12 protein-coding genes and 1 tRNA gene are annotated in these 16660 nt (G+C 27.3%); 3 read left to right on the forward strand and 10 right to left on the reverse strand.

Features of this window, described 5'->3' with window-relative positions; genetic code table 4:
- From LQ356_RS03520 to LQ356_RS03540, 5 genes are all read right to left on the reverse strand, one after another.
- Complete coding sequence (locus LQ356_RS03520) at window positions 1-981, reverse strand: carbohydrate ABC transporter permease (protein WP_405311575.1); 981 nt, start codon at window positions 979-981, stop codon at window positions 1-3.
- Window positions 923-1972, reverse strand: a complete 1050-nt coding sequence (locus LQ356_RS03525; RefSeq protein ID WP_405311576.1) for a carbohydrate ABC transporter permease — start codon at window positions 1970-1972, stop codon at window positions 923-925. The genes LQ356_RS03520 and LQ356_RS03525 overlap by 59 nt, the downstream gene beginning before the upstream one ends.
- Window positions 1972-3966 (reverse strand): ATP-binding cassette domain-containing protein, encoded by a 1995-nt coding sequence (locus LQ356_RS03530; RefSeq protein WP_405311578.1) that lies wholly within the window; start codon window positions 3964-3966, stop codon window positions 1972-1974. Before LQ356_RS03530 ends, LQ356_RS03525 begins: the two co-directional genes overlap by 1 nt.
- A gap of 50 nt (window positions 3967-4016) precedes the next feature.
- On the reverse strand, window positions 4017-5006 hold the full coding sequence (locus LQ356_RS03535) for a hypothetical protein (protein ID WP_405311581.1): 990 nt from the start codon (window positions 5004-5006) through the stop codon (window positions 4017-4019).
- Window positions 5007-5081: 75 nt separating this feature from the next.
- Window positions 5082-7211, reverse strand: coding sequence for a P68 family surface lipoprotein (locus LQ356_RS03540; protein ID WP_405311582.1), 2130 nt, complete (start codon window positions 7209-7211; stop codon window positions 5082-5084).
- Between the two features lie 217 nt (window positions 7212-7428).
- Between LQ356_RS03540 and LQ356_RS03545 the strand changes: the two genes are divergently transcribed.
- The 3 genes from LQ356_RS03545 (at window position 7429) to LQ356_RS03555 (ending at window position 9865) form a co-directional block, all read left to right on the forward strand.
- A complete protein-coding gene (locus LQ356_RS03545; protein WP_405311584.1) occupies window positions 7429-8412 on the forward strand; it encodes a bifunctional oligoribonuclease/PAP phosphatase NrnA in 984 nt (327 codons plus the stop codon).
- The gene (locus LQ356_RS03550) at window positions 8393-9382 is read left to right on the forward strand and encodes a bifunctional oligoribonuclease/PAP phosphatase NrnA (protein ID WP_405311585.1); all 990 of its coding nucleotides are present in this window, start codon (window positions 8393-8395) and stop codon (window positions 9380-9382) included. The genes LQ356_RS03545 and LQ356_RS03550 overlap by 20 nt, the downstream gene beginning before the upstream one ends.
- Before the next feature lie 120 nt (window positions 9383-9502).
- The gene (locus LQ356_RS03555; RefSeq protein ID WP_405311587.1) at window positions 9503-9865 is read left to right on the forward strand and encodes a hypothetical protein; all 363 of its coding nucleotides are present in this window, start codon (window positions 9503-9505) and stop codon (window positions 9863-9865) included.
- A 4-nt stretch (window positions 9866-9869) separates the two neighbouring features.
- On the opposite strand, the gene LQ356_RS03560 is transcribed toward LQ356_RS03555, so the two are convergent.
- The 5 genes from LQ356_RS03560 to parE form a co-directional block, all read right to left on the reverse strand.
- Window positions 9870-9945, reverse strand: a tRNA-Arg gene (locus tag LQ356_RS03560).
- A gap of 24 nt (window positions 9946-9969) precedes the next feature.
- Window positions 9970-11349 (reverse strand): Sapep family Mn(2+)-dependent dipeptidase, encoded by a 1380-nt coding sequence (locus LQ356_RS03565; protein ID WP_405311589.1) that lies wholly within the window; start codon window positions 11347-11349, stop codon window positions 9970-9972.
- A 57-nt stretch (window positions 11350-11406) separates the two neighbouring features.
- On the reverse strand, window positions 11407-11613 hold the full coding sequence (locus tag LQ356_RS03570) for a hypothetical protein (RefSeq protein ID WP_405311591.1): 207 nt from the start codon (window positions 11611-11613) through the stop codon (window positions 11407-11409).
- A 51-nt stretch (window positions 11614-11664) separates the two neighbouring features.
- On the reverse strand, window positions 11665-14658 hold the full coding sequence (locus LQ356_RS03575; RefSeq protein WP_405311592.1) for a DNA topoisomerase (ATP-hydrolyzing): 2994 nt from the start codon (window positions 14656-14658) through the stop codon (window positions 11665-11667).
- Between the two features lie 15 nt (window positions 14659-14673).
- Window positions 14674-16593: a DNA topoisomerase IV subunit B gene (parE, locus tag LQ356_RS03580; RefSeq protein WP_405311593.1), complete on the reverse strand. Its 1920-nt coding sequence runs from the start codon at window positions 16591-16593 to the stop codon at window positions 14674-14676.
- Window positions 16594-16660: the final 67 nt, after the last annotated feature.

Raw genomic sequence — 16660 nt, forward strand, 5'->3', positions numbered from 1 at the left:
CTATCCTTTTGTAGCTTTCCCTTGTCTTGAAATAGCATTCATAATTCTTTTTCTTAAGACAAAGTATACAATCATCATAGGTAATATAGCTAATATTGTAGCAGCCATACGAATACTTACATAAACTCTATCATCAATAGGATCTTTACCAGTATCACGCAATCAAATATTCATAACGGTTCATGCACCTTTTCAGTTTTTACCTAAAACAACTAATGGTCATGTATATGAATTTCATGAGGCAAAAGCTGTTAAGATAGCAACAGTTCATGTTGTAGGTTTAACCATTGGTAGTGCAATTTGTGTAAAGAATTTAAATCCTGATGCACCATCTAACATTGCAGATTCACGAACTGAGTTAGGAATCGCTTCAAATGCATTTCGATACATAAAACCTGAAAATACAGATGCAGCAAAAGGCATTGCTAAGGCTAAAACTCTTTGCGGTCCTTGCAACCAATTTAGTTTGGAAACAATACTATATTGTCCCGCTAAAAGAGCAACTTCAGGTAAAACTAATAACATAAGGAAAAATCCTCATCATTGATTTTTACCAGTTCATTTTTTAATTGCAAAAGCATATCCGAAAGTTACTGAGAAAAATATTCTTAAAACTACAGAAAGCGCAGTGATTGCAGCAGTAAAGAGTATAGCTTTTCCATATCCACTTTCTAATGCTTTTTTAAAGTTTGATCAATATAATGCTATTTTATTTGAATTAAGATCATGTGGATATCAAATAATTGAATCTCTTGATCAAGTATCTTGTCAATTTTGATTAAGCAATGATTCATTAATCATAAAATAAAATGGAAATATCAAAATTAAACCAAAGAAAACTAAAATAAGAATTTTATATGCTCAACTTAAAATTATTGGTAATGGCTTTGTATCCTCTATAGGTTTAGCCATTTCCTCTTGTCTAGATTTTAAATAGCGCTTTTGGCTTGAATGACGTGCTTTCAATCTTGTTAAGGACATTCATTTCTCCTATCTTTAGACTTGCTTTAAATGTTAGAGCAACTATTTTTCTTAATGAGTAAGATACTACTACACCAATAACAAATAATGTAATTGATGCAGCACCTGCTAATGCAAAATTTCCTTCGTTTACAAATTTATAAACCATAAGCATTAATGATGAACCACCGTTTAATGCAGCAGCATTGGGATCATTATTAAACAATGCTAATGGGAAAACTTTAATTCCATTAATTAACCCCATTGTAACTAAGAATGAAACGGTTTTTCTAATTGATGGTAATGTTACAGAAAAAAATTGTTTTCCTTTGCTTGCTCCATCAATAGCAGCAGCTTTATATAATTGTTGGTCAACAGATAACATAGCAGTTGTTAATATTAAAATTTGAAATGCTAGATTACCTCAAACTCCTCTTATTAGAATAACTAATAAAGGTTTTCATGAATGAATATCACCTGAATCTAAAAATCTGATATCTTCCTTAATTAGACCTAATGATTTTAAAGTTAAATTTAATATTCCTGGACCTGTTGAGTCAGAAGTTTTAAACAAATAGAAAAATGATAATGAAACTGCAACTGCTGAAGTAACATATGGTAAGAAGAAAATAGTTTGTCAAAATCCTCTTGCTCATTTTTTTACTATTTGAGTAATCGCAACAGATACTAATATTGAAATTACTAAACTTATTGGTAATGCAGTCATTGCATAAATTATTGAATTTCTAACTCCGACTTTATACATGTCTAGTTCAAAAATTCTTTTATAGTTATCAAATCCCGGTCTTATTTCATCTGCATGAAAACCAGTATTAACTATAAATGAGTTTGCCAAAACAATTATAAATGGTATGAATGTAAATAGAAATATAGTTAATATTGATGGAAGCATCAATAAAAATGGTTTTCAAAGTGGTGTTTTTTGGTTCAAAATGCTTAAACTATCACCAATATTTTTGATTCGATATTTTTTTCAAAAATATGTTTTCACTATTCAATTCTTTCTGTGGTTTCCGCATCAAATAAATGCAATGATTTCGAATCTTTTATTGATAGTTTGATTTCTTCGCCAAGTTTATAATTATGTTTTTTAGTTAAATATACGTTAGCTAACATATTTATGTTCTTAATAAATATTTGTGCTTGTATTTCTTTTCCTAAATATTCAACTACTTTTAATTCACCAACAAATTTACCTTCTTCATCTTCAATTAATGATTCAGATCTAAAACCAACATGAATTTTGCTTTTTGAATATGATTTAGGACAAGAAGCAATATTGTCTTTTTCAACATAAATTTTTCCACCTTTAACATCAGCTTCAAAAATAGTCATTTCAGGCATACCTAAGAACTTAGCAACAAATTCATTTTTAGGAGCTAAATATAATTCCATAGGCGAACCAATTTGTTGAACTTTTGCAGTTGACATACATACAATTTTGTCGCTAATTGACATAGCTTCTTCTTGGTCATGGGTAACAAATACAGTTGTAATCCCTAATTCTTGTTGAATTGATCTAATTCATTTACGTGTTGAAATACGTAATTTTGCATCAAGGTTAGATAAAGGTTCATCAAGTAATAATATTTTTGGTTTCTTAACAATTGCTCTAGCAATAGCAACACGTTGTTGTTGCCCGCCTGATAATTGAGTTGGTTTTTTACCTAAATTTTTTGTAATATCAACTCTTTTAGCAACTTCTAAAACATCTCGAACCATAGCTTCTTGAATTGTTAGAACATCTTTTTGATAAAACTCAATTTTTTCTTTCAATTCTTTTGGAAGCATAATGTATAAATTGTTCATTGCTTTCTTGAATTTTTTAAAATTGTTCACAGGTAAAATCTTAGCTGAATCAAATATCGGGTTAAATGTTGCAATTAATTTTTCTTCATAGATTGCTAATGTTGTTTTAATATCATTAGATAATCTTTTTACTAAAAGTTTAACGTCGTTATTTAATTCACTAGATTTCTTTAATTTTAGAGCTTCTTTTAAAGCTATTTTAGCTTCAGAAATTAATTGATTATTTCTTTCTTTTGCTTCATGATATACTTGTTCGTATTCTTTTTCTAATTCTTGAATTTTTGTTTTAGTTGAAATTTTAATTTCAGCAATTTTAGCTTTATATTCAGTAGTTAAAATTGCAATTTTTTCTTCAATTTCTCCAATTAAAGAATTATTATTTTTCATTTTAGCAATAGCAATTTCATTTTGTAAATTGTTTCATGCAACTTTGTAGGCAAGATCTTCTTTATTTTGGTTTGTTTTTTGATCCGCTTTAACATTTTTAATTTCTTTTAAAACTTTTTTTGTTAAGTTTGTAAGTTCAGCAATTTTTTTTGTTTCAGCAAAATTATATTGATTTTGTTGTTGTTCTGCAATATCATTTAATTTTGCTTTAACTTCAATTAAATGTTTTTTAGTTTCTTTTGGATTATCTATTGTATGAAAACATTTAACTTTCAAATCCTCAATTATTTCATTTGAAACATTAAAATGTTTTAATATTAATGAAAATATTTCAAGTTGAGCTAATTTAGATTTTTCTAAAGTTTCATCTTTTCAATGTTGATCATTTAGTAATGGGAATGCAATATTTTCATAAACTGTCATATGAGGATATAAAGCATAGTTTTGAAAAACCAGTCCAAGTTCTCTTTGTTGTGGAGAATATTTAGTTACATCAAGACCTGAAAAGAAAATATTCCCGCTTGTTGGTCTTAATAAACCTGATATTGCATTAAGAGTAGTAGTTTTACCAGAGCCGGAAGGACCTAATAAAGTTACAAGTTCTCCTTTTTCAATTCTAAATGAAACATTATCAACGGCAACAGAATCACCAAAGTCAATAATTAAATCTTTAATTTCAATTGCTGCATTAGATTTATTTTGTTCGTAACGTTTATGTGATAACTCATGAATTTCATTCTGAGTTAATTGTTTTGTGTTATTTTTCTCTTTTGTTGTATTATTAGGCATATAAATACCTTTCTATTTTATTTTTATTTTTTAACTAATTTACTAATTTACTAATCTTCTCATTTTAATTTATTAGATTTCAATAACTTATTAGTGTGTTGAATTCATCTAAATAATTGATTTTTTTCATTTTTTCTATATTTAGAAAATTTCGATGATAAAATTCCTTCACTTTCACTAATTAAACTTGTTCCATGAGATTTATAATTTGCAGAAAATTGATATGGATTTTTAAAATCTTTTTTATAAAATCCACGTTTTTTAGCAATACCATCATTAAATGCATATGCTAAATAAGGCAAAATTAAATCAGTAAACATTTCTTTTATTTTTTTATTGTAATTAGCTCTAAAAGAGGCTAAATATTCATGATTCCATGGTAAACGAGGCAAAGTATATCCTCCAGCTAACATTTCTGTTGAAAAATTTCTTTCAAAATTTTCTCCAAAAAATAGATCTGCAACATATCTATCATATGTTTTAGAAGATCAATTTGGACTTACCATTCTTACTTTTGTTCCAACAGGAATTAAAGACTCTGCAAATGCATGATCACGTAATGCATATGCTTTTTCCACAGGATCAACTTCTTGACCTGGAACATGTTCTTCAAATGTATCAATTGAAGGAATTCTTAATTTAATTATGTCACCTACTTTAAAAGTAGTACTATAATTTCCAATTTTTTTAGGCAATTTTGTTATTTTAGCGTAAACAGTATCACCATCAACAACTTTGGTAATTTCACCTTCCATTGAATGAAACCAATCTCAATATGTTTCTGTATATTCTTTTAGCATTGGCAACCCTGTTTCTGGATCGGGTTTTTCGCTTTGGGCTTTTTGAGTTACTTTTTGATTTAATAATTTACCAACTTTTGAATATTCTTTTAATGGCAAACCATTAAATCCTTCTTTATTATCTGGATGTTCTAATAATTTTGTTTTTTCATAATCAGTACAACTAACTGATAACAATGAAAATGAACTCATTAAAGAAGAAATAGAAACTATTGGAATTAATAATTTAAGTTTTTTCATATTTCATTAAAAATCAATAAATTTTTGGTAAAACTTATTGATTTTTTTCCTTTTTATATTAATTTAAGTTTTTTATTATTCAATAAATGTTTGTTTAATTGATTTAACTAAATCATCAAAGCTTGATGAGCTTTTGTTAACCAATGATTTAAATGATGATTCCATTGCTTTACGTAAAACATTTGATAATGGTGAAGCAACGTCATCAACAATTTTGTATTTGTCAGCTTCATCAATTGTCTTCTTAAATCCTTGGAATGCTAATTGTGATGCATAATCTAATTTTTTAATAACTGGATCATCAATAGATTTTTTCATATATTCTTCAGTTGGAGAAATATATCCAGATAATTTATTAAATATGTTAATTATACTGTCATTTTTTTCTGTTTTTTTATCAACTTTTATTTGTTCATCACTTTGTAAAACATATTGTGTAAATCATTTTAAAAATAGTTGAGTAGCTTTATCTTCACGTGCATTAGCATGAATTGGTACAAATGAAGGGCCTTGTGTAAATACTGAATTTGTTTCGTTGTTGCTTTTTCCAGCTAAATATGGAGCATGGTAATGTTCAACATCAGATTTATTAGCAACTTCAGCAGCAGATTTTTTAACATAAGATACAATTTCCTTTGGAAGATAATATCATGTATATGTATCATCAACTTCTTTTCCACCTGAAAGTTTTTTAAAAATACTTCCTAATTTTTTAGCACCTGGTAATTCAATTTCTTTTTCATTTCCATCTTTGTCTCTTAATTTTGCATATACCTTGCCATCTTTTTCGATGAGATCTTTTGATGAAGATAGAGCTCCTTGTTCATCAAATGATTTAAGTAAATCTTCTGAATCTTTATCTTTTGCTTTTAAATTATATTGTCCTGTCAATGTTGCAGTATGACTATAAATTTTATTCTTGTGTCCTCTCAAATCATTTATTTGTCATAACACATTTGATTCAGGGTTTTTCTTTTCTAATAATTTACCATAATCGATGGTTTGTTCCGGTGCAATGCCTGTTAAATTTCAATATGCATATTCAACACCGCCTTCACCTTTAGCAAAAGTATGTGAGTATCCTGCGGTTGAACCTATTGAAATACCTAATTTATGTGGAACTAAACTAGATGATCCATATGCTCCTGAACCACCAACTCAAATTGCATTATATTGAATTGCTCTTCTTAAAATTTCAGTGACTTCTTCAAATAATTTATATTGTTTTGAATTTTTATCATTTATAAAACTTGAAAAATCATATCCGCCAGTTTTACTAAATTTATCATCTTTATTAATGAAGTTTTGGCTTAAATCACCCTTTGTTAAAGAAGAAGCTAATGCATTAATTGCATTCATAATTGAGTCAAAACCAACTATAGCTAAATCTTTTTTCTTTGGAAATGCTCTTTTTGCTCAAATTGCAAAATCAATTAATTTAGTATATGAATTAAAAATATCATCAGAAATTGTATAGTTTTCTAATTGTTCTTTTAAAGCATTTAAAACTTCGCCATCATCTAATTTAGATTTATCTCATATTTCATCAACTTTTTCACCATCTTTAGTTTTTGTTCCACTATTGATGTATCCTTTTAGAATTTCCTTAATTTTTGTTGAATTAGAATCATCAATTTTTGCTCCTCATTCCATTAATTGATGAATTAATTTTCCTACTACAGGTTTATTAACTGCAGCCATTTCTGAAGATTTAGACATTGGGATTACTCATTTTTCATTTTTAGTATTTCCCGCAATAGTCTTGTTAACATCTTTAAATGAAGAAGCATATTTTATCGCATCAAAATCTGCATCTGATAAACCTAAATTCATTTTATATTTAGAAATTAACGAAGCAGCAGCTGGATAATTAATAATAGCATTATAAAATTTATATTTTTCTTTGTTTTTTAGTTTAGTTGTTAAATCATCTGTATTATATCCATTAGGTGCTGGTGTTAAACTTGCTGGTAAATATCCTTCTTTTTGTTTTTCAGGATGTTTTTTTAATCAATCATTATAAAAATCAATAATAGCCTTTAATGCTTTACCTTGTGGGTTTGTTTCAGCAAAACCTGTACTAATATCAACAGTGCCATTATCTTTTTGATCAAATCTAGGAGTACATAATGCACTCATCGATCCCATTGCACCAACAACTAAAGGTATTGAAGCAATTAATAATTTTTTAGCATTTTTATTCATTTTTTTAGTTTTTTACCTTTCTTAATAATTTAAAATTAAATAAAAAAGCACACATTAAAACAAGCTACATTATTTTAATATGATGCTTTTTAGTGAAATATATAAATCAAATATTATTTTTCACATATATAATTTTAATATATAAATGATTTTCTAAATGAAAAATGTTACATATATAAATATAATATTTATATATAGACAATTAATAGGAGAAATAATGGCAAAAAACGATTGAAAAATAGCTAAAGAGGCTATTGAAGAATTCAATAATATTTTTATCTTTCATCATATTAGACCAGATGGTGATTGCTTAGGTTCACAATTCGGTCTAAGAGAACTTATCAAATTAAATTATCCTGAAAAGAATGTATTTGTATTTGGCGATCAAGGAATATTATTTCCTTTTTTAAAATGAGATTTTGATAAATTTGATGAAGTTGATAAAAAATACTTTAAAAATTCATTAGGAATAGTTGTAGATGCTAATGAATCAAACAGAATTCAATACGCAAATTACATTTTGGATAAAAACTTTACAAAAATGTTACGTATTGATCACCACCCAAATGACCCAGATATTAAATATGATTATACTTGAGAAGATCATACCTTTGCAGCATCTGCAGAACAAATTGGATACATTGCAATGAATGCGAAATGAAAAATTAATCAAAAAGCTGCTAAGTATATTTATTTAGGAATAAATACTGATAGTGGGCGTTTTCAATTCGATAGTGTAGCAAAAAGAACTTTTGATGTTATGTCATATTTACATAATGCAAAAGACTTTAAAGTATGAGATATTAATTTACCACTTTCATATAAAGATGAAAGAAAAGTTAAATTTTCAGCTTATGTATTATTAAATTATAAGAAACAAGGAAAAGTATTATATTTCCACGTAACTAAGAAAATTCAAAGAAAATTCAAACTAAGTTCAGATGAAGCAAATGATGTTGGAGTTTTATCAAATATTGGTGATTGCAGAGTATGAGTATTTTTTATTGATTTGCCTGATGGTAATATTCGAGCTAGAGTTAGAAGCAATAGTGTTTGAATTAATAAAGTTTGTGAAAAATATAAGCCAGGTGGAGGCCATGAAATGGCAGCAGGCGCAATGGTTCACAATAAAAAAGAAATGAAACAACTTATAAATGATTTAGAAAGTGAAATTAAAAAATATGAATCTAACAATAACTAAAGAAAAATTATCATTGTTTAAACAAATTGAAGAAAAAATTAAAAAATATCAAAACATTATTATTTTTCACCATATTAGACCAGATGGTGATTGCTTAGGTTCACAATTTGGAATGAAATATTTACTTGAAGAAAATTTCCCAAATAAAAATATATTTACAATTGGCGACCCTAAAGGTTCATTTCCTTTTTTGAATTTTAAAATGGACAAAATTGAAAATAAACCTATTGAAAACTCATTAGCAATCATTGTTGATGCTAATTTTAAAGAGAGACTGGAATGTCGCACTTTTTTAGACAATAACATTTTTAATGAAACAATCAGAATTGATCATCACCCTAATGATGATGATCTTGATGCTTCAATTAGATGAATAGAACCAGAAGCACCTGCAGCAGCTCAACAAGTAACTGAACTTGCATATCATCTAAATTGAAAAATGAATAAAGAGGCAGCAACTTATTTATATTTAGGTATTTATACTGACTCAGTTCGGTTAACAACTAATACTACAACTGCTAAAACTATGGCTTTAGTTTCATATTTGTGAGAACATAATGCTAATAAAAATTTAATACATTCTGAAATGGCAAAAAAAACATTAAAGGACATTCGCATTAATGCATTCATTCAACAAAACATGAAAATTGAAAATCAAGTTGTTTCATTTTATTTTGATTTAAAAAATCAAAAAAAATTAGGAATTTTAGATCCTTTACAGGCTAATCGACCATTCACTTTAGCATCAATTGATGATAATAAAATATGAGTATTTTTCACACAAGAGGACACAAATAAAATTCGTTGTGAATTTAGATCAAATGGACCTTGTGTTAGAAATGTTGCAATTAAATGAGGAGGAGGAGGACATCACCGTGCTTCAGGGGCTCAAATTGACAATGCTAATAAAATTCCTCAAATAATTAAAGATTGTGAAAATGAAGTATTAAATTTAAAAGAATACGAATAATATTTTAAAAATATATGAAACTATTAAAAAAATATACTTATACAATAAGTATTAAGAAATGATAGTTTCATTTTTTTAATTTCTTGGTTCCTTTTCAATAATATTTATTAAGAGGACAAAATGAAACAAATTAAAATAAGTATATTTGATAAAATAACTAAAAAATTGGCAAAAGATATTTCTAGTAACTATAATGATGTAGAATATTTTAATATAGAAAATGTTGAAAATAAATATCAACGCGGAATCTTGATATTATGAGATATAAGGAACAAAAAAATGACTGAGAGTTCAAAATTAACTATAAACAATAAATTAGATTTTATTATTAGTGAAATAAGTGTAATTAAGAGCGATATAGTTGAAATTAAGAAGGATGTTGCTCAATTAAAAATTGATGTTGCTGATCTTAAGAAGGATGTTGAAATGTTAAAATCATTCCATACAGAAGACATTAAAAATTATTTAAGAAATAAAAAATAAAAAATGGCGATCGCAGCAGGAGTTGAACCTGTGACCCCAAGCTTAGGAGGCTTGTGCTCTATCCACTGAGCTATGCGACCATCCAATTTTTAAATTATATATTATTATTTTTCATCATCATAATCTTGCAATCTATACAAAGCATTTATATAAATATCAAGAGAATCTTTTATTTCGGAAAAAGTAAAGTATTCATTTGGGCCATGCATTAAATGCATATATTTAGTTGAACCAAATGCTACACAACGATCAAACAAGCGAGCATAGGTACCACCGCCAATAGCAATTGGCTCAAGATTTTCACCATAGTGTTCGTTATGTGTTTCCATAAGGATTTTAACTAATTTATCATCTTTATCAATTCTTTTTGCTGGTTTAGTAGATATTGGTTCGATTTGAATTTTATTGTTTAATTTTGCAACATATTTGCTCAAATCACTAAAAATTTCACTACGACTATGAGTAACCGGAACTCTTAAATCAAATCCTAAAATATAATGACCGGGAATAGTTCTAATCATGCCTAAATTTGCACTTAATTTTCCAGAATAGTCTTCATATTTTGGAAAAATATTTTCTAAATCAAATTTATCATCAACAAAATTTTGGGTTATAAATTTTAGTAATGCATTTGATTTAAATTTAGGCATAAATTCTTGAAAAGCCTTGAAAAATTTAATAATTGCATTATCTCCTTTTTCAGGAGTTGAACCATGTCCAGATTTTCCAATAATTTTTAAAATTCCTTTAGTTTCGTCATATTTTGTTTCACCGTCTTTAAATAATGATTGCATATTATTAATTTCAGGGTACTTAGCATATATTGAATCAGGAATTTGATTAACAACTTTTCCTGCCTCAAGTTTTAAATTAGGAATTTCTGGGAATCATAAATTTACATGATATATTAATTTTTCTGCATATATTAAAGGCCACTCACCATCAGGTGTATAAGAAATATAAGGTGTGCCAAAATCTTTTAAATACGTTTTCATTGATAACATATTAGTTTCTTCAGATAATCCAAATATTATTCGAATAGACCATTTACTATCTAAAAGATTTTTATCCTTAATATATTTCATTGCATATAAATTTATAATAGCAGGGCCTTTATCATCTAATGATCCACGACCAAATAATTTATCTTTTTCAATAATTGGACTAAATGCATCTGATATTCATTGTTCTTTATCACCTTCGGGAACAACATCTAAATGAGCTAAAATTCCAATAATTTTTTTACCATTACCAAGTTGGGCAAAACCATACATTTTCTTAGGGTCTTTATAAACTATAAAACCAAAGCTTTTTGCTAACTTTAAAATATAATTTAAGGCATTGTTACAATCTATGCCAAATGGATATGTATTAACTTTAGAAAACTTTGAAATTGAAGGAATTTTACAAAGTTGAGCCATATGGTCAATCATTTGTGAAAATTCTTTTTTTGTTTGTTTGTATCTTATATATTCTTTTTTCATTTATCCTCATTATAAAAAAATAAGTATTTTTAATTAAAATACTAATTTTTATTAAATTTATTTTTTATTTTCTAGGTTAGTTTTTTTAGGAGTTGTTACAGTTTTATTTGTTGAAGAAGTAATTTTGTCCTTTTTAACTTCGCTCTTTTTAGTTTCTAACCCGTTTTTAGCTTGGCGTCTTTTTTCTCTTGCTAATTCTTTAGCTAATTTAGCTTTACGTTCAATAGCACGTTTTTTATTTCTAGCACGAATATCTTTTCTCATTTTTAGTCCTTAATTAATGATAAATTAATAATGTATTAAATTATAATCATTTTATTTTTTCTTTTTTCATATTTTAAAATCGTCTGTTTTTCCTAAAATAGAATCTAAATCTAAACTTTCCATTGCGGCAATTTTTTTGTCAACACTTTCTTTTGTAACTACTTTCTTTTCTTTAGGTTTAGATTCTTCTTTTTCAAAAATCTTTCCAATATCAAGTGATGCCTCTTGAGTAGTTGTAAAATCGATGTCAACTTGGTTATCATCTTCAACATCAACATTGTGTTTGTTTGATTTTGAAATTCCTTCTAGCGTTTTATCAACAATAGTAATTTTCTTAGTGTCATCCTCGAATTCATTTGTATTTTCAGTTTTGGTTGATACATCTGCTTCTTTAAAATCGATGTCATTTTCAGGTGCTTCTAAATTATTATCATAATATGCATCATCATATAAATAATCATGTTTGAATATTACAGTTTCAGCTGATAAAGTTAAGTCAAGATTATCTTCATGGAATTTTCTAATTTCGTCTCGCATTTCTTTTGGTGTATCTAAATCACTAAGTTCATGGATTTTATATGGTTGTATTAAATAACCTATATTATTAGCAAATTTAAAGCGAGATGTCGATAGTGGATCTTTGATGTCGCTAAATTGAATTTTCTTAAGATCAAATTTTTCTGGTTGATTATCACCATTAGTAAATAAATAGTTTAACTCTTTTGTTCAGTTTTCAATACCAATAACTTGAGATTTAACAGATTTAGTTGGAAAATAAAATATTTTGCCCCGTGAATTTCTACCAACTGGTTTAATATCTTTAACACGGCAACGTTTGAATTGCCCTTTATTTGTCACCAAAATTAATTTTTCACTTGAAGTGGGTTTAAATGTATTAAAAGCTTCGATGTATGAATTAGGTTCTAACTTAATAAGTGAAATCCCAGCAGCTTTTGAAGAATATTCAGGAATAATTTTGTCATCAAAGAAATAATAAATACCGCCTGTTATTAAAATAAATAACATTTTTTCAAGATTTGAAACTTTAACATCAACAAGTTCATCATTTGGACGCATCATTATACATGAGCGTTTTCTTGCAACTTGCTTATCCATAAATTCAGTTAAATTAATTTTTTTAGCGGAACCTAATTTGGTTAAAAGAATTAAATTTGCATAAGTTTTAAACGAAGCTATTTCCATAATTCGAATAATTATTTCATTATTATCTAATGCAACCATAGATGAAACATGATCACCTAAATCTTTTCAGTTACATTCTTTTAAAGTATGTGCATCTAAAATAAAATAATTACCTAAATTAGTAAAAAATATTAGTTTTGAAAGCGAATTTATTTTATCGTAATAAAATATTGCATCATTTTCTTTTAATTTATATGTATCAAACTCATTAGCATTTCTTGCCTTTTTGCTAATACGCTTAATATATCCTTGTGCAGATATAAAGAAATAAAAATCCTCATTTTTAGCTAACAATTTAGTATTAACAAAATTGCTTACTTTTTCATCACTTATTTGAGTTCTTCTTGGTATACCATATGTTTTTTGAATTTCTTTTAATTGACTTATTAAAAATTTGTCAAATTCAGACGAATCACTTAGTAATAAATTGCATTTTGCAATCAATTCTTCAAGTTCCCGTTTTTCAGCTTGATATTCAAGTTGATCCATTCTAGATAACTTATAAAGTCTTAATTCAGCTATTGCAGTAGCTTGTAAATTAGTAAATCCAAAAGTTTGTTCAAGTGCTAAAATTACACCTTTTTTAGAATTATCACTATTTTTAATAACTCTAATAACTTCATCACTTATTTCAGCAACACGAATAAATCCTTCAACAATTTCAAGTCTAATTTTATGTTTTTGTAAATCGTATTGAATACCTTTAGTATTTATATCACGTAAGTGAGATAAATATGCATACAAAAGCATCTCAAGATTCATAAGTTTAGGTGCGTTTTCATAAATTGCAACCATATTATAGTTATATGAAATTCTTAAATCGGTTTTTGACATTAAATAGTTAATTATTGGTTGAGCATTAGCTTCCTGATCAAGTTCAAGATAAATTGATATACCTTCTCTATTTGATTGATCTCTAACTTCTTTAACTCCATTGATTGCCTTATCAATAACTAATGCATCAATATCAGCAACTAGTTTAGATTTTACAACCCCAAAAGGAATTTCATATATTTCAATACCTACTATTTTATCTGGTTGCAATTCATCAGCAACGAAACGATATCTAGAAGATAAAATAATTTTACCTTGGCCTGTTTTAAAAGCTTGATCAATTCCATCAATTCCATTTATAATACCACCGGTTGGAAAATCGGGACCTTTAACAATTTCACGTAATTCATCAAATTTTGTTGTTGGTTTTTTAATTAATTTAATGGTAGCATCAATAATTTCATTTAAATTATGAGGAGGAATTTCAGTTGCAAAACCAGCAGCAATTCCTTTAGCTCCATTAATAAGTAAATTAGGAATTAAAGATGGTAAAACTGTTGGTTCATATTCAGTATCATCAAAATTAGGAGCCATTGATACAACATTACGATCCAAATCTTTTAGTAATAATTCACTAATTTTTTCAAGCCTTGATTCAGTATAACGCATAGCAGCAGCGGGATCATCATCAATAGAACCTTTATTTCCATGCATTTCAATAAGAGGATAATTGCTCTTTCATTCTTGACACATTCTAACTAATGCTTCATAAATAGATGAATCTCCATGGGGGTGATATCTACCAATAACATCACCAACTATCCTTGCTGATTTTTTAAAAGGTTGATTATTTTTTAAATGTAAGTTTCACATTGAGAATAATATTCTTCTTTGAACTGGCTTTAATCCATCACGAGCATCAGGTATTGCTCTTTGTTGAATAATATATTTAGAATATTTTCCAAATCTATCACTCATTATATCAACCATATTTTTTTCAATTATATTATCAATATATTTATCAATTTCATCTTTGCTAAGTTTACCATCATGATTATTTCTTGACATTTTATTTCCTCCTTTCTATTTTTTATCGTTAATAACAAAATCATCTTCGTTTGAAAAATCAACGAATGCATTGATTCATGCTTTTCTACCAATAACATCATCACTCATTAATGTGTTAACAGATCTTTCAGCCAACATTTCATCAACTATTCTAACTCTAATTATTGATCGAGTAGCTGGATTCATTGTTGTTTCCCAAAGTTGATCAGCATTCATCTCACCAAGCCCTTTATAACGTTGTATTTCATAGTTGCTAAATTTTGATGTTAATTCTCGTAACTCGTCTTCTTCTCAAACATAATATTCTTTTTGCTTAGAACTTTTAACTGTGACTTTGTACAATGGAGGTAAGGCAATATAAACCATTCCTTCATCAATTAATTTTTTCATATAACGATAGAAAAATGTTAAAAGTAGAACTTGAATATGGGCTCCATCAGTATCAGCATCAGTCATAATAATTATTTTCCCATATTGAGATTTTTTAACATCAAAATTACTTTCAATGCCTGCACCAATAGTATTAATTATGGTAGCAATTTCTTCATTTGATAAGATATCAGCAAGTTTAGCTTTAGCAGTATTTATAACTTTCCCACGCAATGGCAAAATAGCTTGTGTCATTCTATCGCGACCCATTTTAGCAGACCCACCAGCAGAATCACCTTCAACTAAAAATAATTCTTTGATTTGAGAATTTTTAGATTGTGCAGGTGTTAATTTACCTGATAATATCTTTTTGTTTTCAAGTTTAGTTTTTACTTTCCTTATTTCATTACGTGCATTTCGTGCAGCAATTCTTGCATCATATGCTTTTTTAATTTTAGTTAAAATAATATCAGCGTCTTTTTTATTTTCATTTAAGAAAAAAGAAAATTTTTCTGAAAAGAATTCATCTATTGCTTCACGAGCTTCAGGTGTTCCTAATTTATCTTTAGTTTGACCAACAAATTCCAGAATTGATTCAGGAACTTTTAAAGAGATTATTGCAATTAAACCTTCTCTAACATCATTACCTTCAAAAGAATTTTTATTCTTAAGAATATTGTTTTTTATTGCATATTCATTAATTGTTTTTGTCAATGCGGTTTTAAAGGCGGTTTCATGTGTACCACCATCACGAGTTTTAACATTATTTACAAAGCTAAAAATTGATTCATTATAATTATCGGTATAAACTAAGGCAATATCAATTTCAATTTTTTTATTAACACCGCTTGCATGAAATACACTGCTAAGGAAAGTTCTTCCTTCAGCAATATATTTAATATATTCTTTTATCCCCTCACTTGCTTCAAAAATAACTCTTTCATTCGTTAGTTCACTATGAAAATGAATTTTTAAATTAGGAATTAAAAAGCTTGATTCCCTTAATTTTTCCTTAACTATTTCACTTGAAAATTTTGCTTTTTTGAATATTAAAGGGTCAGGTCAAAATTGTACTTTTGATCCGTTTTTTGTTGTATGACCAACTTTATGTGTTCGCACTACTATTTTATCTTGTTGAAATTCTGTTTCGTATTCTTCTTTGTTTCGATAAACGGTTGCTAATAATTTAGTACTTAAAGCATTTACTACCGATGAGCCAACACCATGAAGACCCCCGCTAGTTTTATATACGCCTTCATCAAATTTACCACCAGCATGTAATTCAGTAAAAATTAATTCAACTCCTGTTTTGCCTCCGGAATGTCTATCCACAGGAATACCTCGACCATTGTCTTCAACAATACATGATCCATCTTGTTTTAAAGTAACTTTTATTTCATTTGCATGTCCGGCTAATGCTTCATCTAATGCATTATCAACAATTTCTCAAATTAAATGATGAAGTCCTGTTGCATCAGTAGAACCGATATACATACCAGGACGTTTGCGAACTGCTTCTAATCCTTTTAGGACTTTTAAATCTTTTGCTTCATAATTATTTGCCATAATAAAAAAATTATAATTTATTTTATTTTTTTAAACTATAAAAAAAGGCATTTTTATTTGCCTTTAT

Origin of the sequence: Metamycoplasma faucium, from assembly GCF_045160055.1 — a bacterium.
Taxonomy (GTDB): domain Bacteria; phylum Bacillota_I; class Bacilli_A; order Mycoplasmatales; family Metamycoplasmataceae; genus Metamycoplasma; species Metamycoplasma faucium.